Source organism: Pseudomonas sp. Irchel s3b2 (assembly GCF_900187445.1).
Classification (GTDB): domain Bacteria; phylum Pseudomonadota; class Gammaproteobacteria; order Pseudomonadales; family Pseudomonadaceae; genus Aquipseudomonas.
On record NZ_FYEB01000001.1, the window covers coordinates 1,370,620 to 1,393,372 of the forward strand.

Below are 22,753 nucleotides of genomic sequence, written 5' to 3' on the forward strand. Positions count from 1 at the left end.
TAGTGATGTATGCCAGCAAAAGTAGTGGTAATAGGCAGCCTGAACATGGACCTGGTAACCCGGGCGCCACGGCTGCCCCGTGGTGGTGAAACGCTGATCGGCCAATCGTTTACCACGGTTTCCGGCGGCAAGGGCGCGAACCAGGCCGTGGCTGCGGCGCGCTTGGGCGCGCAGGTGTCGATGGTCGGTTGTGTCGGCAGCGACGCCTATGGCGAAGCGCTGCGCGGAGCGTTGTTGGCCGAGCAGATCGATTGCCAGGCGGTCTGCACGGTTGAAGATTCCAGTGGCGTGGCGTTGATCGTGGTCGATAACAATAGTCAGAACGCGATCGTGATTGTTGCCGGTGCCAACGGTGCGCTGACGCCCGAAGTGATCGACCGTTTCGACGCGGTGTTACAAGCGGCGGATGTCATTATCTGTCAGCTGGAAGTGCCGGATGCCACGGTCGGTCATGCTCTGAAGCGCGGTCATGAGCTGGGTAAAACCGTGATTCTCAATCCGGCGCCGGCCAGTCGCCCGCTGCCGGCGGATTGGTATGCGGCCATCGATTACCTGATCCCCAACGAAAGCGAAGCCTCGGCCCTCAGCGGTTTGCCGGTGGACTCCCTGAGCACCGCCGAAACCGCCGCGGCCCGCTTGATCGCCATGGGTGCCGGCAAAGTGATCATCACCCTGGGTTCTCAAGGATCATTGTTCGCCGATGGCAAACGCTTCGAGCATTTCCCGGCACCGAAAGTGAAGGCGGTCGACACCACCGCAGCCGGCGACACGTTCGTCGGTGGTTTCGCAGCAGCCTTGGCGGCCGGCAAAAGCGAGGTCGAGGCGATCCGCTTCGGCCAGGTCGCCGCAGCGCTGTCGGTCACCCGGGCTGGTGCGCAACCTTCGATTCCCACCTTGTCCGACGTACAGGCCTTTAAAGCACCATGAAAAAGACTCCTTTGCTCAACGTCGCGCTGTCGCGGCTGATCGCCTCCCTTGGCCATGGCGATACAGTCGTGATCGGCGATGCCGGCCTGCCGGTTCCGCCTGGCGTCGAATTGATCGACCTGGCCCTGACCCACGGGATTCCGGATTTCGTCAGTACCTTGAAGGTTGTGCTCAGCGAAATGCAGGTCGAAAGCCATGTGCTGGCCCATGAGATTCTGGACAAAAAACCGTCGGCCTTGAGCGCGCTGGATGAACTGTATGCCGAAGGTGCGCTGGGCCGGCGCGAATTGCTCAGTCATGACCAATTCAAAGTACTCAGCCGACAAGCACGGGCGATCATTCGTACAGGCGAATGTCAGCCGTACTGCAACATCGTGCTGGTGGCTGGAGTAACGTTTTAACTTTCCGTTCTTCCCACGCACAAGGAGTGCGCTATGCACCGCTATGCTCAAAAACTGCACCACCTGCTCCGGAGTCTGCTGCTTTTGTCACTGATTACCGCAACAAGCGCCCAAGCGGCGGAAAAGATCGACTTGATCATCGACACCGATCCGGGTGCCGATGACGTGGTCGCCTTGCTGTTTGCCCTGGCATCGCCGGAAGAGCTGAACATTCGTGCGCTGACCACCGTTGCTGGCAATGTGCGTCTGGACAAGACTTCGCGAAATGCCCGTCTGGCCCGTGAGTGGGCAGGGCGCGAGGAGGTACCTGTTTATGCGGGCGCACCGAAACCGATGATGCGCACGCCGATCTATGCCGAAAATATCCACGGCAAGGAAGGCTTGTCGGGTGTCACAGTGCACGAGCCGAAAAAAGGCCTGGCCGAAGGCAATGCGGTCAACTATCTGATCGATACCCTGAAAGCAGCCAAACCCCACAGCATCACCATCGCCATGCTCGGTCCACAGACCAACCTGGCGCTGGCGCTGATCCAGGAGCCTGAAATTGTTCAGGGCATCAAGGAAGTGGTGATCATGGGCGGGGCGCATTTCAACGGCGGCAACATCACCCCGGTGGCCGAATTCAACCTGTTCGCCGACCCTCAGGCTGCGGAAGTGGTGCTGAAAAGTGGCGTCAAGCTGACCTACCTGCCGCTGGACGTGACCCACAAGATCCTGACCAGTGAAGCGCGCCTGAAGCAGATCGCCGCCCTGAACAACAATGCCAGCAAGCTGGTGGGCGATATTCTCAACGAGTACGTCAAAGGCGACATGGAGCACTACGGCATTCCGGGTGGCCCGGTGCATGACGCCACAGTCATCGCTTACTTGCTCAAGCCAGAGTTGTTCACCGGGCGTTCGGTCAACGTAGTGGTTGATAGCCGCGAAGGGCCGACCTTCGGCCAGACCATTGTCGACTGGTATGACGGCCTGAAGGCACCGAAAAATGCCTTCTGGGTTGAAAGCGGCGACGCTCAGGGCTTCTTCGACCTGCTGACCCAGCGTCTGGCTCGTTTGAAGTAAGCCGTAGGCCCGCAGGTGCCAGCCTGCGGGTATTTACGTTATTCGGTTTCTGTTGCGCCCATGTAGTCGGCGGGGTACTTCGCGAGAACCTGTGTGATGAATGTCTGGGCGGCTTGCGTCCCCAGCTCCTTGACCAGCAAATCGATACCAATGATTGCCAACTCTTCCGGGCTGCCCGGGCTGTAAGAGCTATGACCCTGTGGCCACTTGGCTTTGATGTCGGCGTCGATGCTTACGGTGGTCATGATGGCGCTCGTGAAGTCGGGAAAGGCTGAGTGTCGAGTTAACCATTTTGCGGGACGTTTGGCACTCCGACTTAGGCATGAGGGGAGGGCTATGCGACACTTGGTCTTTGACGAATTTTCAAGGACCGTGCTGTGCAGATCGATTTGAACACTCCTGACGGCTTGACCCTCGAAGCCGTGCGTCGGCTGCTGGCTTCTGCCAGCGATGATGAACACACTCAGTTGCGGGTCACCAAGGGCGGTATCGCCTACATTTCGTCGGGCATTGTGGGCGGCACGGATATCGAAGGGTTGCTGTTTCGCCTGGAGACCTGGGCCAAGGGGTCCGGTTATGTCGGGCGGGTCGCGGCCAGCGATGAGGTCTGGGTCACGCAGATTTTCAATGCGCTCAAGCAGAACTGGCCGAAACCGCCTTTCGACTACATCGACGTTTATTGAGCGCTGTTCATATTCAGTCACGATTGAATGATGAACGGCATGGCGATGCTCAGGCACACTCGCCGTGGCACGGATCGAGGGCAGGGTGATAGCGCCTGCCTGAAACCAAACGCCAAAATGGCGGTCGCACGATTTCAGCTTAACTATTGAAAAAAGGAGGCTTCATGCCTTGGAAGCTCGCGTCATTGGGTACTTTGTTGGCCGCCACTCTGCTGGCCGGTTGCAGCAGTACGTCCACCGATTCGGCAAAGGATCCTGTGGCGACCGACACCGGCCACAGCCGTTGTGAAGCAAAGGCTGCCGAATTCACCATTGGCAAAAAGGCTTCGCCCGAATTGCTCGAGCAGGCACGTACCCGCGCAGGCGCGCAGAATGCCCGGTTCCTCAAGCCTGACGACATGGTGACCCTGGAGTACCGTTCCGATCGCCTGAACCTGAACACCGACAACAACCTGGTGGTCACCCGCGTCAACTGCGGCTGATTGCTTCAGGCTTTTGTTTCGCCCATAAAAAACCCCGTCACATGGACGGGGTTTTTTTAGTGCGCCAGAAAATTACTCTGGGCGGACTTGTGCAGCTTGCATACCCTTTTGGCCTTTCTCAGCCACGAAGGAAACGGTCTGGCCTTCTTTCAGGCTTTTGAAACCGTCGCTTTCGATAGCTTTGAAGTGTACGAACAGGTCGTCACCGCCACCTTGAGGAGTGATGAAGCCGAAGCCTTTTTCATCGTTGAACCATTTAACGGTGCCGGTTTGGCGATTAGACATGGTGTATCTCCAAGAAACTTATATTTTCAGTAGTACTGTGCTGCTCAGGCCAACTGGGCACACCGGACTATCATAGTCGAAATGTTCGCTTTGGGAGCCCCCTGGGTGTGCTGTTTGCCCTACAGTCGCGTTTGCTTTGTTGCTTCGTGTGGCTGAAAGCCCCGGTTTAAAAGGCTTTCAGCCGAAAGTAAAGACAATAAAAAAAGCTGAAAAACCTGCATGAATCGTACGAAAAAGCTGAAAACCATCACTTTTTATCAGCGTTAGGCCGAGTCAAAAGGACTTTTTGCTCATTTTTTCGCCGGTGGATTGGCCTTGCATTTGGCTATCTGGCCCAGTGCCTTCTGTTGCAGTTCCGGGCTGGCCTTGTTATCCATCAATGACTGAATGTCGCTGGCCGGGTACGACTTGATCGCATCGGCACCACAAGCGCAGTGAGACTTGGCTGCCGCAGCGCCGATCTGCGGAGTAGCCGCCTGAGTGCACTGAGCCATGTATTTCTCGCGCTCGCCCTTTGGCCAATCGGCATGGGCAGCCAGCGGCAGCAACAGGACGACGGGTGCGACGATGGCGAATAAACGATTCAGATGCATGCTGGGATGCTCCTTTTGGGTCAATGTCTTGTTATCTGAGAGGTAAAGCGGGGTTCAAGTTCATCACTCTGGCATAAAAATGCCTGATTTGCCCCAGCAGAAAACCTTGCCGCCGCGACGACCATTCATCTGTGCTAGCATGCCTCGCTCGGGCGTTTGCAGGCTCCGGATGACCTTCAGTCCCGGTAGCGGCAAAGGCGCGAATAACCCTGATTTGAATCCCAGTCACTCTGGTTCGGTTTTCCGGTTGGCCGCAAGGCTCCTGCCGCTGTAAGGCAGGCGTTCGTCATTGAATGGCCTGGATCGGATCTTGTACTGGCTCATCCCAACCCACGTGACCTTTGGTAGGGGTCACCACTAGGAGAGGAGGCGCCATGCCAACTATTACTCTTCCCGACGGCAGTCAACGTTCATTCGATCACCCGGTTTCCGTAGCCGAGGTCGCCGCATCCATTGGTGCCGGTCTGGCCAAGGCCACCGTGGCCGGCAAGGTTGATGGCAAGCTGGTCGACGCCAGCGACATCATCGGCAGCGACGCTACGCTGCAAATCATTACGCCAAAGGATGAAGAGGGGCTGGAGATCATTCGCCACTCTTGCGCCCACCTGGTTGGCCATGCGGTCAAGCAGCTGTACCCGACGGCCAAGATGGTCATCGGTCCGGTCATCGACGAAGGCTTCTATTACGACATCGCCTTCGAGCGTCCTTTCACGCCGGACGACCTGGCCGCCATCGAACAGCGCATGCAGCAGCTGATCGAGAAAGATTACGACGTGATCAAGAAAGTCACTCCGCGCGCCGAAGTGATCGAAGTGTTCAAGGCCCGCGGCGAAGACTACAAGCTGCGTCTGGTCGATGACATGCCGAACGAGCAGGCCATGGGTCTGTACTATCACGAAGAATACGTCGACATGTGCCGCGGTCCGCACGTGCCGAACACGCGTTTCCTGAAATCCTTCAAGCTGACCAAGCTGTCCGGCGCCTACTGGCGTGGCGATGCCAAGAACGAGCAATTGCAGCGCGTTTACGGCACCGCATGGGCGGACAAAAAGCAGCTGGCGGCTTACATCCAGCGCATCGAAGAAGCCGAGAAGCGCGATCACCGCAAGATCGGCAAGCGTCTGGGCCTGTTCCACACCCAGGAAGAGTCGCCTGGCATGGTGTTCTGGCACCCGAACGGCTGGACTTTGTACCAGGTGCTTGAGCAGTACATGCGCAAGGTTCAGCGCGACAACGGCTATCTGGAGATCAAAACTCCACAAGTCGTTGACCGCAGCCTGTGGGAGAAATCCGGGCACTGGGCCAACTACGCCGACAACATGTTTACCACTCAGTCGGAAAACCGCGACTACGCCATCAAGCCGATGAACTGCCCGTGCCACGTGCAGGTGTTCAATCAGGGCCTGAAAAGCTACCGCGAGCTGCCGATGCGTCTGGCCGAGTTCGGTGCCTGCCACCGTAACGAACCGTCGGGTGCGCTGCACGGCATCATGCGCGTTCGCGCCTTCACTCAGGACGATGCTCACATCTTCTGTACTGAAGAACAGATGCAGGCCGAATCCGCCGCGTTCATCAAGCTGACCATGGACGTCTATGCCGACTTCGGTTTCAAAGACGTCGAGATGAAGCTGTCCACTCGTCCGGAAAAACGCGTTGGTTCCGACGAGTTGTGGGATCGCGCCGAAGCTGCACTGGCTGCAGCCCTTGATAGTGCTGGCCTGCCGTATGATCTGCAGCCGGGCGAGGGTGCGTTCTACGGTCCGAAAATCGAATTCTCGCTGAAAGATTGCCTCGGCCGTGTCTGGCAATGTGGTACCCTTCAGCTCGATTTTAACCTGCCTGTCCGTCTGGGAGCCGAATACGTCTCCGAAGACAACAGTCGCAAGCACCCGGTTATGTTGCACCGGGCGATCCTGGGTTCGTTCGAGCGTTTCGTCGGAATCCTGATCGAGCACTACGAGGGTGCATTCCCCGCGTGGCTGGCGCCGACCCAGGCAGTGATCATGAATATCACTGATAAACAGGCCGATTTTGCCGCTGAGGTTGAAAAAACCCTCAATGAAAGCGGATTTCGTGCCAAGTCTGACTTGAGAAATGAAAAGATCGGCTTTAAAATCCGCGAGCATACTTTGCTCAAGGTTCCCTATCTCTTGGTTATCGGAGATCGGGAAGTCGAGATGCAGACTGTCGCTGTGCGTACTCGTGAAGGTGCTGACCTGGGCTCGATGCCCGTCGCCCAGTTCGCTGAGTTTCTCGCGCAAGCGGTTTCCCGGCGTGGTCGCCCAGATTCGGAGTAATTATTATTAAGCGTGAAATGAGACAAGATAAACGAGCTGCACCGAAAGCCCCGATCAACGAGAATATCTCGGCACGCGAGGTTCGGTTAATTGGAGCTGAAGGTGAGCAGCTTGGGATTGTGTCAATTGAAGACGCGCTTCTTAAGGCTGAAGAGGCCAAGCTGGATTTGGTGGAGATTTCCGCCGATGCAGTACCTCCTGTTTGCAAGCTGATGGACTACGGCAAATCGATCTTCGAGAAGAAGAAGCAGATTGCCGCGGCCAAGAAAAACCAGAAGCAGATTCAGGTTAAAGAAATCAAGTTTCGTCCAGGGACGGAGGAAGGGGATTACCAGGTAAAACTGCGCAACCTGGTACGTTTCCTGAGTGATGGGGACAGGGCCAAGGTATCCTTGCGATTCCGCGGCCGTGAGATGGCCCACCAGGAGCTGGGGATGGAACTCCTCAAGCGAGTTGAAGGTGACTTGCTCGAGTACGGTTCGGTCGAACAGCATCCTAAGATGGAAGGACGCCAGCTGATCATGGTCATCGCCCCGAAAAAGAAGAAGTAATCAATAGGGCACGGCAGGCCTTCTGATTATGTTTATCAACTGAATGCGGAGTATCCGAACATGCCAAAGATGAAAACTAAAAGTGGTGCTGCTAAGCGGTTTCTGAAAACTGCTAACGGTATCAAGCACAAGCACGCTTTCAAGAGCCACATCCTGACCAAAATGTCGACCAAGCGTAAGCGTCAACTGCGCGGTAGCAGCTTGCTGCATCCGTCTGACGTGGCAAAAGTCGAGCGCATGCTGCGCCTTCGTTAATTTTAGTCAAGAATAGAGGAAGTAACTCATGGCTCGTGTAAAGCGTGGCGTCATTGCCCGTAAACGTCACAAAAAAATTCTGAAACTTGCTAAAGGCTACTACGGCGCTCGCTCGCGCGTATTCCGTGTTGCCAAGCAAGCGGTAATCAAGGCAGGCCAATACGCCTACCGTGACCGTCGTCAGAAAAAACGTCAGTTCCGCGCTCTGTGGATCGCTCGTATCAACGCTGGTGCACGTATCAACGGTCTGTCCTACAGCCGTTTCATCGCCGGCCTGAAAAAAGCGTCCATCGAGATCGACCGTAAGGTTCTGGCTGATCTGGCAGTGAACGAAAAAGCGGCGTTTGCTGCGATTGTCGAGAAAGCTAAAGCCACCTTGGCTTAAGTACCCCCGACAGTCACCCGGCCTCACCTCTGTGGGGCCAGGTGTTAAACGTCATAAATAGGGGAAGAGCCTTCAAGCTCTTCCCCTATTTTGTATCTGGAGTCTGTACATGGAAAACCTGGATGCGCTCGTCTCTCAAGCACTAGAGGCTGTGCAAAGCGCTGAAGATATCAATGCCCTGGAGCAAATCCGGGTTCACTACCTTGGCAAAAAGGGCGAATTGACTCAGGTGATGAAGACCCTGGGGAATTTGCCGGCAGAAGAGCGCCCGCAAGTCGGCGCGCTGATCAACGTTGCCAAGGAGCGTGTCACAGAGGTTCTCAATGCCCGCAAGGCACTGTTTGAAGAGGCCGACCTGGCCGCCAAGCTGTCTGCCGAGTCCATTGACGTGACCCTGCCTGGCCGTGGCCAGACCTCGGGTGGTCTGCATCCGGTTACTCGTACTCTGGAACGTATCGAACAGTTCTTCACCCACATCGGCTACGGCATCGCCGAAGGCCCTGAGGTCGAAGACGACTATCACAACTTCGAAGCGCTCAACATCCCAGGCCATCACCCGGCCCGGTCGATGCATGACACCTTCTATTTCAATGCCAACATGTTGCTGCGCACCCATACCTCTCCGGTACAGGTCCGCACCATGGAATCGAAACAGCCGCCGATCCGCATCGTCTGCCCAGGCCGTGTGTACCGTAGCGACTCCGATATCACTCACTCCCCGATGTTTCACCAGGTCGAAGGCCTGCTGGTCGACCGCGATATCAATTTCGCCGACCTGAAAGGCACCATCGAAGAGTTCCTGCGCGTGTTCTTCGAGAAAGAACTGGCCGTGCGTTTCCGTCCTTCGTACTTCCCGTTCACTGAGCCATCCGCTGAAGTCGACATGGAATGCGTGATGTGCAGCGGTAAAGGCTGTCGCGTCTGCAAGCAGACCGGCTGGCTGGAAGTCATGGGCTGCGGCATGGTTCACCCGAACGTGCTGCGTATGTCCGGGATCGACCCGGAAGAGTTTTCGGGCTTTGCCTTCGGCATGGGCGTTGAGCGTCTGGCCATGCTGCGTTACGGCGTGAACGACTTGCGTCTGTTCTTCGACAACGACTTGCGGTTCCTCGCGCAATTTCGCTAGTCGTAACGAATTCTTAGGAGAGCAGGATGAAATTCAGTGAACAATGGCTGCGTGGCTGGGTAAGCCCGCAGGTAAATCGCGACGAGCTGGTTGCTCGTCTGTCGATGGCCGGTCTTGAGGTCGATAGCGTTACGCCGGCCGCCGGTGAATTCAGTGGCGTGGTGGTGGGCGAGGTGCTCAGCACCGAGCAGCACCCGGACGCTGACAAGCTGCGCGTTTGCCAGGTCAGCAGTGGTTCGGAAACTTTCCAGGTCGTATGCGGCGCGCCAAACGTGCGCCCGGGCCTGAAGATCCCGTTCGCCATGATCGGTGCCGAACTGCCGGGCGATTTCAAAATCAAGAAAGCCAAGCTGCGTGGCGTTGAATCCAGCGGCATGCTGTGCTCCCAGGCCGAGCTGCAAATCGGCGAAGGCAACGATGGCCTGATGGAGTTGCCGGCCGATGCGCCGGTCGGTCAGGACATTCGTGAGTACCTGAGCCTTGACGACGCCAGCATCGAGGTCGACCTGACCCCGAACCGCGGCGACTGCCTGTCGCTGGCCGGTCTGGCTCGTGAAGTGGGCGCGCTGTACGCCGCCAAAGTCACTCGCCCGGTTGTTGCTAGCGTTCCGGCTGTGCACGATGAAGTGCGTTCGGTTGAAGTACTGGCACCGGCCGCATGCCCGCGTTACCTGGGTCGTGTGATCCGTAACGTCGATTTGTCCAAGCCTACGCCGCTGTGGATGGTCGAGCGTTTGCGTCGTGCCGACGTGCGCAGCATCGACGCTGCTGTCGACATCACCAACTACGTGATGCTGGAACTGGGTCAGCCGCTGCACGCGTTCGATCTCGCCGAAATCAATGGCGGCATCCGCGTGCGCATGGCCGAAGAGGGCGAGAAGCTGGTGCTGCTCGATGGTCAGGAAGTCAGCCTGCGTAGCGATACGCTGGTGATCGCCGACCACGCTCGCGCGTTGGCCATTGCTGGCGTCATGGGGGGCGAGCACAGCGGTGTGTCCGCGACCACGCGTGATGTATTCCTGGAAAGCGCGTTCTTCGACCAGATTGCTGTCGCTGGCAAGGCTCGTTCCTACGGCCTGCACACCGATGCCTCGCACCGCTACGAGCGTGGCGTGGATTGGCAACTGGCCCGCGAAGCCATGGAGCGCGCCACTGGCCTGCTGCTGGAAATCACCGGTGGCGAAGCGGGTCCGATCATCGAGACCGTCAGCGAGCAGCATCTGCCGTCGATCGCGCCGATTACTTTGCGTGCCCAACGCATCACCCAAATGCTGGGCATGGAGATGGATTCGGCCGAAATCGAGCGTCTGCTCAGCGCCTTGGGCCTGACCATTTCTGCCGATGGGGCAGGGCAGTGGCGCGTTGAAGTGCCAAGCTTCCGTTTCGATATCAGCCTGGAAGTCGACCTGATCGAAGAACTGGCCCGTCTGTACGGTTATAACCGTCTGCCGGTTCGCTATCCGCAAGCCCGTCTGGCGCCGCAAGCCAAGGCCGAAGCGCGTAGCGATCTGCCTGAGCTGCGCCGTCTGCTGGTGGCTCGTGGTTATCAGGAAGCGATCACTTACAGCTTCATCGATCCGAAACAATTTGAGTTGTTTAATCCAGGTGTTGAGCCGCTGCTGCTGGCCAACCCGATTTCCAACGACATGGCCGCCATGCGTTCGTCCCTGTGGCCGGGTCTGGTCAAGGCGCTTCAGCACAACCTGAACCGTCAGCAGGATCGCGTCCGCCTGTTCGAAAGCGGCCTGCGCTTCGTCGGTCAGCTGGAAGGCCTGAAGCAAGAGCCGATGCTGGCGGGTGTTGTGTGTGGCAGCCGTCTGCCGGAAGGCTGGGCGCAAGGTCGCGATGTCGTGGATTTCTTCGATGTCAAAGCTGATGTGGAAGCGGTACTGGGCTTCGCCGGCGCGCTGGATTCGTTCACGTTTGTGCCGGGCAAACACCCAGCATTGCACCCGGGGCAAACCGCGCGCATCGAACGTGAAGGTCGTTTGGTAGGTTTCGTTGGCGCGATTCACCCGGAGTTGTCTAAAACCCTCGGTCTCGACCGTCCGGTCTTTGTTTTCGAGCTGGTTCTGGCCGAAGTAGCTTCGGGCAAAATGCCTAAATTCCAGGAGTTATCGCGCTTTCCTGAAGTGCGTCGTGACCTTGCACTGCTGGCGGATAAAGACGTTGCGGCCACAGCCGTACTGGACGTAATCCGTGAAAATGCAGGTGAATGGCTGACAGACCTCAGGCTCTTTGACGTGTATCAGGGTAAAGGCATTGATCCTGATAGAAAAAGCCTCGCCGTCGGCTTGACCTGGCAGCATCCATCGCGCACTCTTAATGACGATGAGGTGAATACCACGACGCAAAACATCCTCACCTCGCTCGAACAAAGGTTGAACGCCACGTTAAGGAAGTGACGTATGGGGGCTTTGACGAAAGCTGAGATGGCGGAACGTCTGTATGAAGAGCTGGGCCTGAACAAGCGGGAAGCCAAGGAATTGGTCGAACTGTTTTTTGAAGAAATCAGGCACGCTCTTGAAGACAACGAACAAGTCAAATTGTCCGGTTTCGGCAATTTCGACCTTCGGGACAAACGCCAGCGGCCTGGCCGCAATCCGAAAACGGGAGAAGAAATCCCGATCACGGCTCGCCGTGTGGTCACCTTTCGTCCAGGGCAGAAGTTGAAGGCCCGAGTTGAGGCTTATGCTGGAACCAAGTCATAACGACGAGCTACCCGTCATCCCAGGCAAACGCTACTTCACCATTGGTGAAGTCAGCGAGCTATGTGCGGTAAAACCGCACGTGCTGCGCTACTGGGAGCAGGAGTTTCCTCAACTCAACCCCGTCAAACGCCGCGGAAACCGCCGGTATTATCAGCGCCAGGACGTGCTGATGATCCGGCAGATCCGCGCGCTTCTTTACGATCAGGGGTTTACCATCGGCGGCGCACGCTTGCGTTTGTCCGGCGATGAAGCCAAAGACGACACCACCCAATACAAACAAATGATCCGCCAGATGATCGCCGAGCTTGAAGATGTTCTGGTGGTGCTTAAGAAATAAATTCCTGCTTTTAAATACTTCCAGTTTTCAAAAGCTTGCGATATATTCTTGAGCGTTCCTCGAGATGAGGAACAGATTCAACGCCTAGTCGGGGCGTAGCGCAGTCCGGTAGCGCACTAGCATGGGGTGCTAGGGGTCGAGTGTTCGAATCACTCCGTCCCGACCATATTGTCTGAATAAAATCAGACACTTGAGCCGATCAGTTAGATCGGCTTTTTTGTGTCTGCGCAAAACCCGCGCAAAACTGGCGCAAAACTACCCGGTGATTTCGTTGATATTCAGGTCCGGAACCGCCTCGGACCAGATAATTTCCTCGTGGTCCCGCTGGTAGTTTTTAGTCATGCCTTCGCTCGCATGGCCTGCGATTCTCTGCCCGTCCTTTCCGGCTTTCTTATATAGGTGCAGCGACAGTGCCCGCACTTCGTGGAAGCCCGGCATCTCTTCTTCCTTCCATCCCGGGTAGCAGTTTGCCGCCTCCCTGGCGTCCTTGAATGCTCGCGTCAAATACCGCTCTTCAATCTTCGTCCAGTGGTCCTTGTGCTGCGCCTGTTTCTGTTTCCGGCGATCGGGCTTGCGATGCACCAGGTATGGCGAGGCTATGTCGTCACGGCATCGGCTGATTACAGCCTGTAGCTCGGGCGTCACTCGAAAGCGTATCCACGCCGCGTCACTGGCCTTGGCCGTCTTCTTCTGCACCAAGTACAGGAAACCCTCCCGAACACCGTCGAACCGCATGTCCAGGATGTCCGTCCGACGCTGGGCAGTGATCAGCGCGAGGTCAATTGCATTCTGTAGCCAGGCTGGCGCTTTCTCCCGGATGGCTTTCAAACCTTCGACGGTATGGCGTTTCCGCTGTTTCTTCTCTATGCGATTGATCGTGCTGGCCGCCGGGTTGTCCGGGCACAGGCCCTTCGCGGCAGCATGGTTGAAAATGTCGATCAGCAGTGCGCGGCACTGATTCGCTGTCCGGGGGGTGAGTGGGTCCAGCATCTCCGCGACCATGCGGATCGTGATCTGGTCGACGGCCTTGCCTTCGAACTGCTTGCGAAAGCGCCGGAAGTGCACCGCGTACAGGTTGAGCGTGCCCTTGGCCAGCTCCCGCGGCGGCAGGACGTCGCGCTCGTAGGTATCGAGGAACCCGGCGAACGATTCGGCAGAGTTGTTCAACACAGCACCGACCAGATCGGCACCGCGCATAAACTCCAGGTTCAACTGCTTTGCAGCATCGATGGCCTTAATGCGGTCTGTACCAAACTGGAACCACTTCCCGTCGGTTGGCCGGCGGTAGCGATAAGTCGAGCGCCGCGCGTCGAAGTAGAGATTCTGCGGAAGGCTCTTGTTCGCAGTATTGCGCGGCCGTGGCGACATCATGCAGCTCCTTTCAATACCATCGCTACCAGGTCGTTACCGTCCGAGCGGGTGAATGCGGTCCAGTCAACGTACCAGAGTTTCCCTATCTGCACGCCGGGGACAATGCCATTGCGGATGTGGTTGCGAATCGCTTGGGGGCATTGCGGAGTGCCGTTTTCGCCCCAGCGCCGGCGCTGAAACTCGCTGATCTTGATCAGTTCTTTTTTCATTGGATGCTCCATGCCGTTTGCGGCGGCAGAGGGTGGGTAAATGGAATTCTGTTGAAGGGCGTGAGGCACGCTATGAAGGTGAGCTACGGTTTATTGGTTCACCTCGCCAGTTGCGTTACACACACTCTCCCCTGAGGTGACTGGTGGGGTGACCCCTTAGCGGCGTGGCCCGTTGTAGATGAGCCAGAGCATGTAGAGCGGGGCGAAAATCATTGCGCCACCTCGCTGGGCTTTTCAGTCAGCCTCCATTTGGTGTTGTTGCTCTGGCTGTGATCGGCCTTGACCAATCCATCACGTTTCATCCTCTCCAGTTCCCGGCGAATCTCGGGAATGTCGAGGGCGCCAGAGACGTGAAACTTGAACCACCAGGTGGGAAACCATCCACGAACACTTTTCTCGTTCTTTCGCATGTACTGGATGATCTGCACTCGCAAGGTCGCGGCAATTTCTTCAGGCATGACTTCGTCCTTGCCGCCGTATCGCGGCTATTCAATAGAGGTGAGAGGAGTACAGTTGGGTTAAACTTGTGTGTAGTGGCCGGTTGCTATTTCCGGGGCAGCTAGTTGTCAGGCAAATAGCGCTACGAAAAATATTAATAGTGAAGTAGGGTTTCTGGAAGTGATAAAGAAAGGAATTGAAACGCGATTTGTGGCCTTCTTGGATATTTTAGGCTTTAAGGAGTTGGTAAAGAAGATAGAGGCTGAAAGCGAGGATGGCCAAGATTATGAACGGGTGACATGGGCTCTGGATTTTTTGCACGAGGAATCGAAAGAGTCAAATGGTCATCATGATCTTAATATTTATGAGCTGACATCTGATGGTCTTTTAGAAAAGGAGCTGGGCGATCCAAGATTAAACTATATTTCAGATTGCATTATCATTTCAGCTGAAGGCAGTTTCGATGGCTTCAAAGCCATTTGTAATAAGGTGACCAAGCTTTCTATTCAAGGCGCCTGCGCAGGTATTTATATGAGGGGGGGCATAACCTACGGAAAAATTTATCATCATGGCCCAATACTATTTGGGACAGCTTATCAAAGAGCATTGGAGCTAGAGGACGGTGCTAGTACCCCCAGGGTGTTGGTTGATGATGTAGTGTGCGAGGTGCTATCTGAGCATATAGGTGTTTTTCCTCTCAATGGCCATGCAATTAGAGCTGATGATGATGGCAAGAAATATCTTCTTAATTATCCGCTAGGGTATGAGTCCGGATTTGATTCAAGCTGGATTGATACATTGCTTAGAGTGAAAGCCTCAATTTTATATTTCTTGAACAAATTTGATGTTCGAGTTTGTGGGTTTGGAGAGGAGTTAAGGCGGCTTGATCAGTTTTGCTACTGGAAGGAAAGGTATTCACTGAGCTTGAATTTTGATGGTGGTGATGAACATGTTTTAAAAAAATATATTTGGCTGAAAAAGGAGTTTAATCGGACGCTAAGGAGATATTCAAGAGTTATTAATGCCCGTCATCAGATGCGCATAAGCCCTTATGGTGTGCAATCAGGTCCTAGAATTGCGCCCATCTCTTGGAACGGGAGAATATGGGCTCCGGAAAAAGAACTTGGTCGTTACCGATAAGCTCTGTTTAATCCGGCTGTTTGGCCCGTTCAAACCGCTGCTTTTATTGTTTGTGCGTCGTTCTCGAGAATGGGGTGGACTGCCACCAGCGCCCCATGTGCATCGTGGAATCGTCGGTAGACATTATGTGTAGGTATGGGGGGCGTTGGGCGCGAGCGATGAGCCAGTCGGTAATGACTGAGCGTGCAAGCAGCTTTGCGAGCAAGCGCCAGATCATAGTTTTCATTTGGGTATCCCTGTAACTGCTGCGGTTACTTTGTGAAAGGTTTATGCTTGTACATACGCTACACTGAAGTTCTAATGCAATTCGAGGAGGATCCGAAGTTGTTCAAATATTTTCGCGTTAACGAGTACTCGTTGAGAAACTTGGCAGAAAGTAATTTATTTTTGAATCATCACTCTTCTTTTAACGATCCTTTCGAGTGTAGGTGTGAGATTCTTTCGGGATTTCCATCGCTAGAAGTTGAGTCTCCTCGCTTAATTAATATTCTCAATGCTTGGGGTTTTGAGCGAGCTGACGATGAAGTGGTCAGAGAAAACTATGACGACTATGTAGAAGGCTTAGAGTCCAGTGAGCCGAATATTGAATACTACATTGACAATGCTAGAATCGGCTGCTTCAGTAAAAGACAAGATAACCTCCTCATGTGGGCGCACTATGCTGACGGTCTGAGAGGTTTTTGTCTTGAATTTGACTCGCAAAAGCTAATTCCCCCAGATCAGGATGCCAAGATATATGAAGTCCTCTATGAGAATGAGCCAGCTATAATTGATGCATCTGTAATGGCGGTTTTGCACGATCAATGGGGCTATCATAACGATGCTTTCTTTGAAACTCAGGCACTCGCTAAATATAGAGGTGAGGGTCGAAATTATGAGCTCTCTCTTTACGAGGCAGGAGTTAAAGATGCTTCATATCGTCTTGGAGAGATATATCAAAAAATGCTTGCGACCAAGCCCGTACAGTGGAGTTACGAAGAAGAATTGCGTCTCATTGACTTCGCTCCTAGGACGGGGCAATCAGGCACTTTAATGTTTTACCCAGGGAGCGCGATAAAATCAGTGATATTTGGCGAAAAAATGACGCGCGACCACCAGCAGCTAGTACAGGATATTCTTCACGCAAAAGCGTTGGTGGTTCCTATAAAAAAAGCTGTAAGAGGCGATGGTAATTTCAATATCCATATCGTTGATTTTAAGTAGAGATTAAATTCAGCTAGCTCTAAAGTGCGTCAGACGTTGTCGATCGAGAGCAGGGTGAATGCTGTTGCCGCCACTCGCGGAACTTGTCCATTGCCAAGGGCTTTAATTCGGTCCACCCGATTGGCCACCCCATTAGCCACTCGACCCATTCCGGGTTCAGCTGGCCACCATCGGAAGCCATAACTGCGTGGTCCAGTCGATCGTTCGACCGGTCTGCTCCAGACTTGCGCGTCAGTGCTGCCGGTGATGATCCTTTCGCCATGCTCGCCACTGGGGTCGGCCAGGTTCTGTATGCGGACACCAAGTTCGGCGATCGTCTCTGACGCTCCGATGGGCAATCCCCTCGGCGACTGTCGGAAGCCATTGGCGTGGGCAACAAGCCAAATGCGCTCGCGCTGATGGGGCGCTCCAACGTCGGATGCTGAAACAATGCACCACTGCGTGTCATACCCCATTTCGGTAAGGTCACCGAGGACCAATGCAAGTCCTCTTCCCACAAGCAGAGGTGAGTTTTCCAAGTAGACCTCTTCAGGTCGTACCTCGCTGATGATTCGCGCCATCTCTCTCCAAAGCCCAGACCGCGCTCCGTCGATGCCTGCCCCCCCTCCGGCGCTCGAGATGTCTTGGCACGGAAATCCGCCAGAAACCACGTCAACAAGGCCGCGCCATGGTCTTCCGTCAAAACTGCACACGTCAGACCAAATCGGGAAAGTTGGTAGGGCTCCATCGTTTTGTCGTTGCGCCAGAACTTGTGCTGAGAAGGCATCACGCTCAACGGCGCAGACGGTGCGCCACCCGAGGAGGTGGCCTCCGAGTATTCCGCCACCAGAGCCTGCGAAAAGAGCCAGCTCATTCATTGATCCTCCATGCGCCAGCAGGTCTCGCCGGCTGGCATGATTCGTTGAAGTGGGGTATTGGTTTATGTTCGATGCAGCCTGACGGGAGACTGACATGAGATTGCAAAGCGATATCGATGCACTCGCGGCGATTGAGGAAGACGCCCGAGCGATGCTGAAGCGAATAGGAATTCCCGACGACAATCAGAAACTTGAGGTCGTCATTTGTTTACGGCAGATCATTGAGCTTGCGACCTACAAGAAAGAGATTGACCGACTTACAGAATCTCCAGCGCAATAGGTGAGGGAGGGGCAGCCACACTCGCCGAAATTGAGCACGAGTTGACTGGCCTGATTGATGTAGCTAGGCATCTGCAAGGTGCATTCGGTTCGGTTTGCCGCCCCCCACTTCATGAGTTGATTTAGTTCAGCGAGCCCCAATCGGCAACACTGGCTGTACCAAAAGCGATGTAAGCCTTTTTGTTAGCGGTGTCCAAGTAGGACTGTCCAACAAATGAAGGCGCAGTAGTCGGTGCCGTAGCACTGACCAGTGGTCGTTTCTGCCAAGCAATAGAGTTACCGGTCGCCGTAATAACCGTACCTGCAGGTAATGCGGTTATCAGCTGAGAAGCGTTACGGAACTGGTAAGACGCATTGAGGCTGCCAGAGATCATCATACTGGTTGGCATGACCTTGAGTTTTTGGTGGTTGTCTTTGCCAACGTTGAAATAGATTTTGACTTGGACTTTACCGCCCGTGGACAAGGCATCCTCAATCAGCACCGCTTTAAAATCGGTGAACTCAGGTCCAGTACGAAAAGGCAGCAACTCCACCACATCCATGTTGAAGTAAGAGCCACTGGCGATTGGGTTGAGCTGAATGGAAACCATACCCATGCCACGTCGATCGGTCGTTGAGTCCCCGCCGATATGATAAAGGAATGAACCGTCAATACGCCCTTGGGAATCCAAGCTGGTCAAGATCAGTATCTCAGCGAAATAATCGCCGACTAATGTTGAGGCCTGGCTTTCGAAACCACTACATAGCGAGTCTGAGCGCAGGCTGGAGATGTCGTTCAAAGCCGTCGTTGCAGCACTGAACAGATCGCATACTGGCTTTTGTACAAGCAGGGCTTGCAGTTGTGTCAGACTTGTATCTGCTGTGGTGACCATTGAACAAACAGTGCCGCCACCGGTGCCAATGTAGGAAGCAAAGGCATCCCATTCGGACCACGTGTAGCTCAATGTGCTAAACAGTTTGACGCCGCTTTCCAAAAAAATCTGATTGTCCTTAAGAACGTAACCAGTCGGTAATGTGACGATGCCACCTGCACGGTAAATCCATGAACCTTTGGCGCGGTAGAACTTGTTACCAGACACAGTAATGTCTACGTCCGGGACAGTAATGGCGTAGAGCAACAAGTCTACCTTGGTGGTTTGGTCAGGACGTACTTCGCTGCCCCAGGACCGTCCGGCATCCATACAGATGTTGTCCATGAACCCCGTACGGTGGAACCCTGAACCCGGTTCAGTAGGGGTAGAGTTATCTACACCCGTGGCCCAGACTTCAAACGACTGGTTGCAACGCATAATCAGATTTTTGGTGAACCAGCAATCATTCCAGCCGGAAGCAGCAGTTACTAGGTTGCCTTGCATGGTGCAACCCACGTCATACACGTCATAGATGACGTTACCGGTGGCCTGAGAGCGGAACGAACCATTCCACATCTCCACGCCGTTACCGTATCGAGTATTAGGTGTAGCGAAGCCAATCAGTTCACCTCCACCCAACTCGCCCAGCATGCAGCCAGTAATCGTAGTGTCTTGCAAAACCCCATTGATGGCATGCCCAGAGCAACCTTTGAGGTGCAAGCCAGAGATGCGGTAGCCGGTCGCACTGGTCGACACCGAGTCAATAATTCGTTGACCGACTGGAGCTAAGATTTCACCTGGGATGTTTACCAGCTTGACGTACAAATACTGTGCATTGTCGCTGTAGAAATCCCATTGGTCAGTGAGCGTAGCCACGCTCCACTTTTTGTTAGGGTGAATTTCTCCGCTCTGTTTAAGGAAGCCTACGTTGGCACCTTGCACCCCTATCTCCTGATCACCAGTGAACTTGGTCAAGTCATTCAAATCAACTCGCCATACACCATTGGGTTGAGCAACCCAAGACGTAGGGGGGATTACTTTATACCGACTGATTATCGGCATCTCGCCGCTACCGTAGTCGCCATAGGACACAGGCTGCACGTTTTGTGAGCGGTTTCCAAACGGTACAATCCTGCCGTAAAAAGTATCTCCACGCCGAAACAACACCGAATCCCCAGGCAGGAAACGTTGAGCGTTGACCATGTTCAGCGTCTTCCATGGAGCGCTAGGGCGCGTACCTGTATTGCTGTCGTTGCCGGCGGCACTTACATAATATTTCATTGACTAGTTCCTTTGAGTTGATAAAAGCCCACTCTCCGTGACCGGATGCGACAAGTGGTGTTGAGGGAATATCAGGCTGGACTACACTTCTGGCTCCAACCCATGGAAGGAAACCGTCATGAGCAAGAGACTTTTGGAAGAAATGCAGGAGCAGCGCCAGAACAAGATTTTGGGTAATGCAATCGGTCTTTCACCGGATGAGGTTGCCGAATTTGTCACCGACGTAGAAGAGCAATCAAATGGTGGGGGGCTGATTGTCTATTTTGCGGTGGAAACACCTCAGCACGTACGCGACAAAGTTTCTGGCCTTGGTAAAGAACTATTCATTTACACGGGGCCGATTGATTTTGACGAATATCCAGAGCAGTCAGATGGACTAATGCCCATATAGTCTGATCTGACTTCAGCACCACTCTTGGCGAATTCATCAAGCTGTCGCGACCACTTTTCCTTAACAACGATTTCCGGTCGCGACATGCAGGCGAAGCGGGCGGACTCCTCGGTGGGTGCGGCAGCTAGGTTGATCAAGAAGGTGGATGCCGTCTCCTGCCATTCCTCGAAGTCGTGACGCTCGCCTAGCACCTGGAGTGCATCAGCGAGTGCTTTCGACACAATCAGCATGCGCTTCTCGGCGCCGATCCGCTCCAGCAGGGCTTTCTCCTTGGCGCGCTTGTCCCGCTGAATATCCGCGTTGCTCTTGGCCATGCCCTGCCTCTTCGATTCCGTGGGTTGGTATATCCAGCCAAGCTTGTCGTCTGCGCTGTCGCACCTGGTTGTTGATGCGCCTCAATGACCAGCTCCGTAGTAGGCAAACACGATCAGCATCAGCGCCGCGCCGGCAGTCCAGCGCAGAAGCGTGCGGGAAAACTTCTTCATCGACTTGCAGCGCACAGCGAAGAAATCGGCGTTGTCCTCGAGCTGTTGGGCGAGCTGGCAGGCGCTGTCATGGCCGAACCGTTCGCCCTTTGTCGTGCCGGAGGAACGCTCGATCACTTCGAACGTATTGCTGCCCCGGGGTATGACGTTGAAGCGTGGAGCGCGGACGGGCTCATCTCGACCGATTCGCTGGTACATCTCCGCGGTGGCCAGCGAAGTTCTAAGCCGCAACCCATGGAGAATTGCTTGGCTCTGTCTGATGGTTTGGTTCATGGCGATTCCTATGGGTAGGGATTACATCCCGATGCACCCTGTCGCCAAGGTGCAGCAGTGATGCTTTACGCCCTATTACCGCCGGAGGGGCGGGGCGCATTGCTTGCCGGGTCGTTCACACGGTTCTGGCGCTTCACCATCGAGCAGCCGTACAGGGTGTTCCTGTCGTTGGCAGGCTTTCGGGCCTGTCTGCTCGCCGGTCGCCGGTAGAGGCAATGCGGTCTGTTGTTTGTTGCGCTGGCTGTTAAAGAACGACGCGGCTTTCGCTACTAGGCCCATGTCTGCGTGGCTTGTGCTGTAAATTAACCGCCGGTTTCTTTAAGGTCAATACCGGCGGTTAATTTATTTTACTGAAGGGTGCGGTATTCTTTTCCGATGGCTGTATGGATGTACAGCACTCAAGGAGTAATGCATGGGCGTGATGCAGCAACAAAAAGAGCACCAGCGGGTTGAGCTGACAGGTATCGAGCGGCTTAACCTTCGAGTGTCGAATATGATCAATCACCCTGTTGCGCAGATTCAGCGCTGGGTGACAATCCATCGCCTGGACACAGACGGCGAACGGGAGTGGGAGGAGGTGATGGGGCTGTTATCTGAGACAGACGGCATCGACATGATATTCAACGACGACGAGTCGGTGACGCTAAAGTGGGAGGCGAGCACTGACGAGGATCGGCCGGTAGAGGTATGCGAGTCCGTAGAAGAGGCGGCACCTTTCTGACGAACATGAAAAAGCCCGCTGAGTGGCGGGCTTATCTGATCGAAATATTATTACTGGGAAGGCCAGGCATTCCGTGCGACCGTGATGTCATCCACTGCTAGGACGTCAGTGCGGACAATTTTCTCTTTTTGCTCAGCCGAGTAATGGAAAATACGTAGGGGGCTAGAGTCGCGCAGCGAATCGAAAAGTTGATTTATTTTCTGCTGGTCGAACTTTGAGAGATCCACCCTGCCTGGAAATGTATAGTCCTGACCCGGAAGCCTAAGCGTCAACGACAAATACTCGGGGTGACGCTTAATCATCTCGATGTATACATCCTCCCGTCGCTCCTGGCGCGTCTTTATAGGCGGTTCCTGAGCTCGGATCTTATCGAGCTCGTCAGCATTAAAGTGCTCGCCTTGAATATCTATGGATGAGGCATCCGGTGCCCCTATAACGATAGCTCGATAACCCTCAGCGGCTCGGTCCTTTATAGCTACCGCTTCTGGCGGGAGCCTGCTTGAGGCGAGGGCGTCAGCCAGTTTGGAAACCAGCGCGGCTTGGGTTTGAGAGGTCTTGTCTGCGCTTGCCAGCTTTGCCTTTTCCAGGTCGGAATGGTTCCAGCCGGAAAAAACCATATAACCAGCAAAACACAGCACTGCAACAATCAGCAGCGCAGTGACTTGTCCGCCGCTCATTTTATTCATGGGAAGGGCCGATATGATTTTGTTGAGAGCATTATCAAGCGGGCCCTGGCCATCAGTGCTTCCTTCGGTGATGTGGAAAATAAGCTCGAGCTCAGCCTTTTCGGCTGCCGTCAGCTTAGCAAGGGATGATGAGCCGTACCTAATTTCCGTATAGGCTCGCAGCAACTGCTCTTGGAACTCGATAAGGCCCAGCATCAGTTTCGGCGTCAACGTACCCTTATATCGATCGCCTTCCACCTTAACGTCGAAAATGGGCCAGCCCCTAAAGACGGGAAGCCCTCCGCCAAAATCACCAATCTGATCTAGGGCGCTTAGGAAAGATTCCGGCCCATCAACAAATACAACGTCCCTCATGGCGATCTGCTTCCTGCGAATTTTAAAGGTGCGGGGTGCTGCTCCCCAGCAGAATAATTTCAGCATTTATCCGGCCGGAATGGACGGCTCTCGATTTGGCTAATAACAGGCACCGACCA

General features: G+C 54.7%; 29 protein-coding genes and 1 tRNA gene. 19 read left to right on the forward strand and 11 right to left on the reverse strand.

Translation table 11 applies throughout. From position 1 onward, the window contains the following. The first annotated feature begins 9 nt into the window (after window positions 1-9). From rbsK to CKW20_RS06460, 3 genes are read left to right on the forward strand one after another with little or no spacing between them, the layout of a single operon-like run. Window positions 10-927: a ribokinase gene (gene rbsK, locus CKW20_RS06450; RefSeq protein WP_095052166.1), complete on the forward strand. Its 918-nt coding sequence runs from the start codon at window positions 10-12 to the stop codon at window positions 925-927. Continuing rightward, the gene (rbsD, locus tag CKW20_RS06455; protein WP_038980103.1) at window positions 924-1,328 is read left to right on the forward strand and encodes a D-ribose pyranase; all 405 of its coding nucleotides are present in this window, start codon (window positions 924-926) and stop codon (window positions 1,326-1,328) included. Before rbsK ends, rbsD begins: the two co-directional genes overlap by 4 nt. A gap of 33 nt (window positions 1,329-1,361) precedes the next feature. Further along, window positions 1,362-2,390, forward strand: a complete 1,029-nt coding sequence (locus CKW20_RS06460; RefSeq protein WP_095052167.1) for a nucleoside hydrolase — start codon at window positions 1,362-1,364, stop codon at window positions 2,388-2,390. Window positions 2,391-2,428: 38 nt separating this feature from the next. Here the strand turns inward: CKW20_RS06460 and CKW20_RS06465 are convergent, their stop codons facing one another. After that, entirely contained in the window at window positions 2,429-2,635 is a 207-nt protein-coding gene (locus CKW20_RS06465; RefSeq protein ID WP_095052168.1) for a hypothetical protein, read from the reverse strand. A 132-nt stretch (window positions 2,636-2,767) separates the two neighbouring features. Here CKW20_RS06465 and CKW20_RS06470 point away from each other — a divergent pair, with 132 nt between their 5' ends. Both CKW20_RS06470 and CKW20_RS06475 read left to right on the forward strand, forming a co-directional pair. Further along, complete coding sequence (locus tag CKW20_RS06470) at window positions 2,768-3,073, forward strand: hypothetical protein (protein WP_095052169.1); 306 nt, start codon at window positions 2,768-2,770, stop codon at window positions 3,071-3,073. 164 nt (window positions 3,074-3,237) lie between these two features. Next, window positions 3,238-3,555, forward strand: a complete 318-nt coding sequence (locus tag CKW20_RS06475) for an I78 family peptidase inhibitor (RefSeq protein WP_095052170.1) — start codon at window positions 3,238-3,240, stop codon at window positions 3,553-3,555. A gap of 72 nt (window positions 3,556-3,627) precedes the next feature. Here CKW20_RS06475 and CKW20_RS06480 read toward each other — a convergent pair whose 3' ends face one another. Then, window positions 3,628-3,840: a cold-shock protein gene (locus CKW20_RS06480; RefSeq protein ID WP_003179963.1), complete on the reverse strand. Its 213-nt coding sequence runs from the start codon at window positions 3,838-3,840 to the stop codon at window positions 3,628-3,630. 290 nt (window positions 3,841-4,130) lie between these two features. Further along, entirely contained in the window at window positions 4,131-4,433 is a 303-nt protein-coding gene (locus tag CKW20_RS06485; RefSeq protein ID WP_095052171.1) for a hypothetical protein, read from the reverse strand. Window positions 4,434-4,807: 374 nt separating this feature from the next. On the opposite strand from CKW20_RS06485, the gene thrS reads away from it, so the two are divergent. The 9 genes from thrS to CKW20_RS06530 all read left to right on the forward strand — a co-directional run bounded on the left by thrS (window position 4,808) and on the right by CKW20_RS06530 (window position 12,261). Continuing rightward, entirely contained in the window at window positions 4,808-6,730 is a 1,923-nt protein-coding gene (thrS, locus tag CKW20_RS06490) for a threonine--tRNA ligase (protein WP_095052172.1), read from the forward strand. After that, window positions 6,730-7,281: a translation initiation factor IF-3 gene (gene infC / locus CKW20_RS06495; RefSeq protein WP_172435341.1), complete on the forward strand. Its 552-nt coding sequence runs from the start codon at window positions 6,730-6,732 to the stop codon at window positions 7,279-7,281. Before thrS ends, infC begins: the two co-directional genes overlap by 1 nt. A 60-nt stretch (window positions 7,282-7,341) precedes the next feature. Continuing rightward, window positions 7,342-7,536 carry a 50S ribosomal protein L35 gene (gene rpmI / locus CKW20_RS06500; protein ID WP_002553160.1) on the forward strand — a complete coding sequence of 65 codons (195 nt, stop codon included), beginning with the start codon at window positions 7,342-7,344 and terminating at the stop codon, window positions 7,534-7,536. A 28-nt stretch (window positions 7,537-7,564) separates the two neighbouring features. Next, window positions 7,565-7,921 carry a 50S ribosomal protein L20 gene (gene rplT / locus CKW20_RS06505; protein ID WP_007905879.1) on the forward strand — a complete coding sequence of 119 codons (357 nt, stop codon included), beginning with the start codon at window positions 7,565-7,567 and terminating at the stop codon, window positions 7,919-7,921. 109 nt (window positions 7,922-8,030) lie between these two features. Beyond that, the gene (gene pheS, locus CKW20_RS06510) at window positions 8,031-9,047 is read left to right on the forward strand and encodes a phenylalanine--tRNA ligase subunit alpha (protein ID WP_007905876.1); all 1,017 of its coding nucleotides are present in this window, start codon (window positions 8,031-8,033) and stop codon (window positions 9,045-9,047) included. A 26-nt stretch (window positions 9,048-9,073) separates the two neighbouring features. Then, entirely contained in the window at window positions 9,074-11,452 is a 2,379-nt protein-coding gene (gene pheT, locus CKW20_RS06515; protein WP_095052173.1) for a phenylalanine--tRNA ligase subunit beta, read from the forward strand. Window positions 11,453-11,455: 3 nt separating this feature from the next. Beyond that, the gene (ihfA, locus tag CKW20_RS06520) at window positions 11,456-11,758 is read left to right on the forward strand and encodes an integration host factor subunit alpha (protein WP_002553164.1); all 303 of its coding nucleotides are present in this window, start codon (window positions 11,456-11,458) and stop codon (window positions 11,756-11,758) included. Then, window positions 11,739-12,095 carry a MerR family transcriptional regulator gene (locus CKW20_RS06525; RefSeq protein WP_003179985.1) on the forward strand — a complete coding sequence of 119 codons (357 nt, stop codon included), beginning with the start codon at window positions 11,739-11,741 and terminating at the stop codon, window positions 12,093-12,095. The genes ihfA and CKW20_RS06525 overlap by 20 nt, the downstream gene beginning before the upstream one ends. A gap of 89 nt (window positions 12,096-12,184) precedes the next feature. Continuing rightward, window positions 12,185-12,261 (forward strand) — tRNA-Pro (locus tag CKW20_RS06530). An 89-nt stretch (window positions 12,262-12,350) separates the two neighbouring features. On the opposite strand, the gene CKW20_RS06535 is transcribed toward CKW20_RS06530, so the two are convergent. The 3 genes from CKW20_RS06535 to CKW20_RS06545 form a co-directional block, all read right to left on the reverse strand. After that, a complete protein-coding gene (locus tag CKW20_RS06535; RefSeq protein ID WP_095052174.1) occupies window positions 12,351-13,463 on the reverse strand; it encodes a phage integrase Arm DNA-binding domain-containing protein in 1,113 nt (370 codons plus the stop codon). Then, the gene (locus CKW20_RS06540; protein WP_095052175.1) at window positions 13,463-13,675 is read right to left on the reverse strand and encodes a hypothetical protein; all 213 of its coding nucleotides are present in this window, start codon (window positions 13,673-13,675) and stop codon (window positions 13,463-13,465) included. The genes CKW20_RS06535 and CKW20_RS06540 overlap by 1 nt, the downstream gene beginning before the upstream one ends. Window positions 13,676-13,884: 209 nt before the next feature. Then, a complete protein-coding gene (locus CKW20_RS06545) occupies window positions 13,885-14,133 on the reverse strand; it encodes a hypothetical protein (RefSeq protein WP_095052176.1) in 249 nt (82 codons plus the stop codon). Window positions 14,134-14,293: 160 nt separating this feature from the next. Between CKW20_RS06545 and CKW20_RS06550 the strand changes: the two genes are divergently transcribed. Beyond that, window positions 14,294-15,253, forward strand: a complete 960-nt coding sequence (locus CKW20_RS06550) for a hypothetical protein (protein ID WP_141228917.1) — start codon at window positions 14,294-14,296, stop codon at window positions 15,251-15,253. A 357-nt stretch (window positions 15,254-15,610) separates the two neighbouring features. Beyond that, on the forward strand, window positions 15,611-16,456 hold the full coding sequence (locus tag CKW20_RS06560; RefSeq protein WP_176466860.1) for a DUF2971 domain-containing protein: 846 nt from the start codon (window positions 15,611-15,613) through the stop codon (window positions 16,454-16,456). Between the two features lie 29 nt (window positions 16,457-16,485). Here CKW20_RS06560 and CKW20_RS06565 read toward each other — a convergent pair whose 3' ends face one another. Continuing rightward, on the reverse strand, window positions 16,486-17,409 hold the full coding sequence (locus CKW20_RS06565) for a DNA cytosine methyltransferase (RefSeq protein ID WP_371857397.1): 924 nt from the start codon (window positions 17,407-17,409) through the stop codon (window positions 16,486-16,488). On the opposite strand from CKW20_RS06565, the gene CKW20_RS06570 reads away from it, so the two are divergent. Continuing rightward, window positions 17,408-17,593, forward strand: a complete 186-nt coding sequence (locus CKW20_RS06570; RefSeq protein WP_095052181.1) for a hypothetical protein — start codon at window positions 17,408-17,410, stop codon at window positions 17,591-17,593. The genes CKW20_RS06565 and CKW20_RS06570 overlap by 2 nt on opposite strands. 121 nt (window positions 17,594-17,714) lie before the next feature. On the opposite strand, the gene CKW20_RS06575 is transcribed toward CKW20_RS06570, so the two are convergent. Then, complete coding sequence (locus CKW20_RS06575; RefSeq protein WP_095052182.1) at window positions 17,715-19,724, reverse strand: hypothetical protein; 2,010 nt, start codon at window positions 19,722-19,724, stop codon at window positions 17,715-17,717. 118 nt (window positions 19,725-19,842) lie between these two features. Here CKW20_RS06575 and CKW20_RS28950 point away from each other — a divergent pair, with 118 nt between their 5' ends. Beyond that, window positions 19,843-20,115, forward strand: a complete 273-nt coding sequence (locus CKW20_RS28950; RefSeq protein WP_141228918.1) for a hypothetical protein — start codon at window positions 19,843-19,845, stop codon at window positions 20,113-20,115. Here the strand turns inward: CKW20_RS28950 and CKW20_RS06580 are convergent. Both CKW20_RS06580 and CKW20_RS06585 read right to left on the reverse strand, forming a co-directional pair. Further along, on the reverse strand, window positions 20,052-20,429 hold the full coding sequence (locus CKW20_RS06580) for a hypothetical protein (protein ID WP_256584994.1): 378 nt from the start codon (window positions 20,427-20,429) through the stop codon (window positions 20,052-20,054). The genes CKW20_RS28950 and CKW20_RS06580 overlap by 64 nt on opposite strands. 81 nt (window positions 20,430-20,510) lie before the next feature. Then, on the reverse strand, window positions 20,511-20,873 hold the full coding sequence (locus tag CKW20_RS06585) for a hypothetical protein (protein WP_095052183.1): 363 nt from the start codon (window positions 20,871-20,873) through the stop codon (window positions 20,511-20,513). 412 nt (window positions 20,874-21,285) lie between these two features. Between CKW20_RS06585 and CKW20_RS06590 the strand changes: the two genes are divergently transcribed. Continuing rightward, window positions 21,286-21,594: a DUF1654 domain-containing protein gene (locus tag CKW20_RS06590; protein ID WP_095052184.1), complete on the forward strand. Its 309-nt coding sequence runs from the start codon at window positions 21,286-21,288 to the stop codon at window positions 21,592-21,594. A gap of 50 nt (window positions 21,595-21,644) precedes the next feature. Here CKW20_RS06590 and CKW20_RS06595 read toward each other — a convergent pair whose 3' ends face one another. Next, window positions 21,645-22,700: a hypothetical protein gene (locus tag CKW20_RS06595; RefSeq protein WP_256584995.1), complete on the reverse strand. Its 1,056-nt coding sequence runs from the start codon at window positions 22,698-22,700 to the stop codon at window positions 21,645-21,647. Window positions 22,701-22,753: the final 53 nt, after the last annotated feature.

Coding starts and splice junctions, on each gene's coding strand:
- rbsD (WP_038980103.1), top strand. CDS start 924: ATGAAAAAGACTCCTTTGCTCAACGTCGCGCTGTCGCGGCTGATCGCC.
- CKW20_RS06535 (WP_095052174.1), bottom strand. CDS start 13,463: ATGTCGCCACGGCCGCGCAATACTGCGAACAAGAGCCTTCCGCAGAAT.
- rplT (WP_007905879.1), top strand. CDS start 7,565: ATGGCTCGTGTAAAGCGTGGCGTCATTGCCCGTAAACGTCACAAAAAA.
- CKW20_RS06545 (WP_095052176.1), bottom strand. CDS start 14,133: ATGCCTGAAGAAATTGCCGCGACCTTGCGAGTGCAGATCATCCAGTAC.
- CKW20_RS06465 (WP_095052168.1), bottom strand. CDS start 2,635: ATGACCACCGTAAGCATCGACGCCGACATCAAAGCCAAGTGGCCACAG.
- rbsK (WP_095052166.1), top strand. CDS start 10: ATGCCAGCAAAAGTAGTGGTAATAGGCAGCCTGAACATGGACCTGGTA.
- CKW20_RS28950 (WP_141228918.1), top strand. CDS start 19,843: ATGAGCAAGAGACTTTTGGAAGAAATGCAGGAGCAGCGCCAGAACAAG.
- CKW20_RS06475 (WP_095052170.1), top strand. CDS start 3,238: ATGCCTTGGAAGCTCGCGTCATTGGGTACTTTGTTGGCCGCCACTCTG.
- CKW20_RS06565 (WP_371857397.1), bottom strand. CDS start 17,409: ATGTCAGTCTCCCGTCAGGCTGCATCGAACATAAACCAATACCCCACT.
- CKW20_RS06585 (WP_095052183.1), bottom strand. CDS start 20,873: ATGAACCAAACCATCAGACAGAGCCAAGCAATTCTCCATGGGTTGCGG.
- CKW20_RS06590 (WP_095052184.1), top strand. CDS start 21,286: ATGGGCGTGATGCAGCAACAAAAAGAGCACCAGCGGGTTGAGCTGACA.
- CKW20_RS06480 (WP_003179963.1), bottom strand. CDS start 3,840: ATGTCTAATCGCCAAACCGGCACCGTTAAATGGTTCAACGATGAAAAA.
- CKW20_RS06540 (WP_095052175.1), bottom strand. CDS start 13,675: ATGAAAAAAGAACTGATCAAGATCAGCGAGTTTCAGCGCCGGCGCTGG.
- thrS (WP_095052172.1), top strand. CDS start 4,808: ATGCCAACTATTACTCTTCCCGACGGCAGTCAACGTTCATTCGATCAC.
- pheS (WP_007905876.1), top strand. CDS start 8,031: ATGGAAAACCTGGATGCGCTCGTCTCTCAAGCACTAGAGGCTGTGCAA.
- CKW20_RS06595 (WP_256584995.1), bottom strand. CDS start 22,700: ATGCTGAAATTATTCTGCTGGGGAGCAGCACCCCGCACCTTTAAAATT.
- CKW20_RS06485 (WP_095052171.1), bottom strand. CDS start 4,433: ATGCATCTGAATCGTTTATTCGCCATCGTCGCACCCGTCGTCCTGTTG.
- CKW20_RS06570 (WP_095052181.1), top strand. CDS start 17,408: ATGAGATTGCAAAGCGATATCGATGCACTCGCGGCGATTGAGGAAGAC.
- pheT (WP_095052173.1), top strand. CDS start 9,074: ATGAAATTCAGTGAACAATGGCTGCGTGGCTGGGTAAGCCCGCAGGTA.
- CKW20_RS06460 (WP_095052167.1), top strand. CDS start 1,362: ATGCACCGCTATGCTCAAAAACTGCACCACCTGCTCCGGAGTCTGCTG.
- rpmI (WP_002553160.1), top strand. CDS start 7,342: ATGCCAAAGATGAAAACTAAAAGTGGTGCTGCTAAGCGGTTTCTGAAA.
- CKW20_RS06525 (WP_003179985.1), top strand. CDS start 11,739: ATGCTGGAACCAAGTCATAACGACGAGCTACCCGTCATCCCAGGCAAA.
- CKW20_RS06575 (WP_095052182.1), bottom strand. CDS start 19,724: ATGAAATATTATGTAAGTGCCGCCGGCAACGACAGCAATACAGGTACG.
- ihfA (WP_002553164.1), top strand. CDS start 11,456: ATGGGGGCTTTGACGAAAGCTGAGATGGCGGAACGTCTGTATGAAGAG.
- CKW20_RS06580 (WP_256584994.1), bottom strand. CDS start 20,429: ATGGCCAAGAGCAACGCGGATATTCAGCGGGACAAGCGCGCCAAGGAG.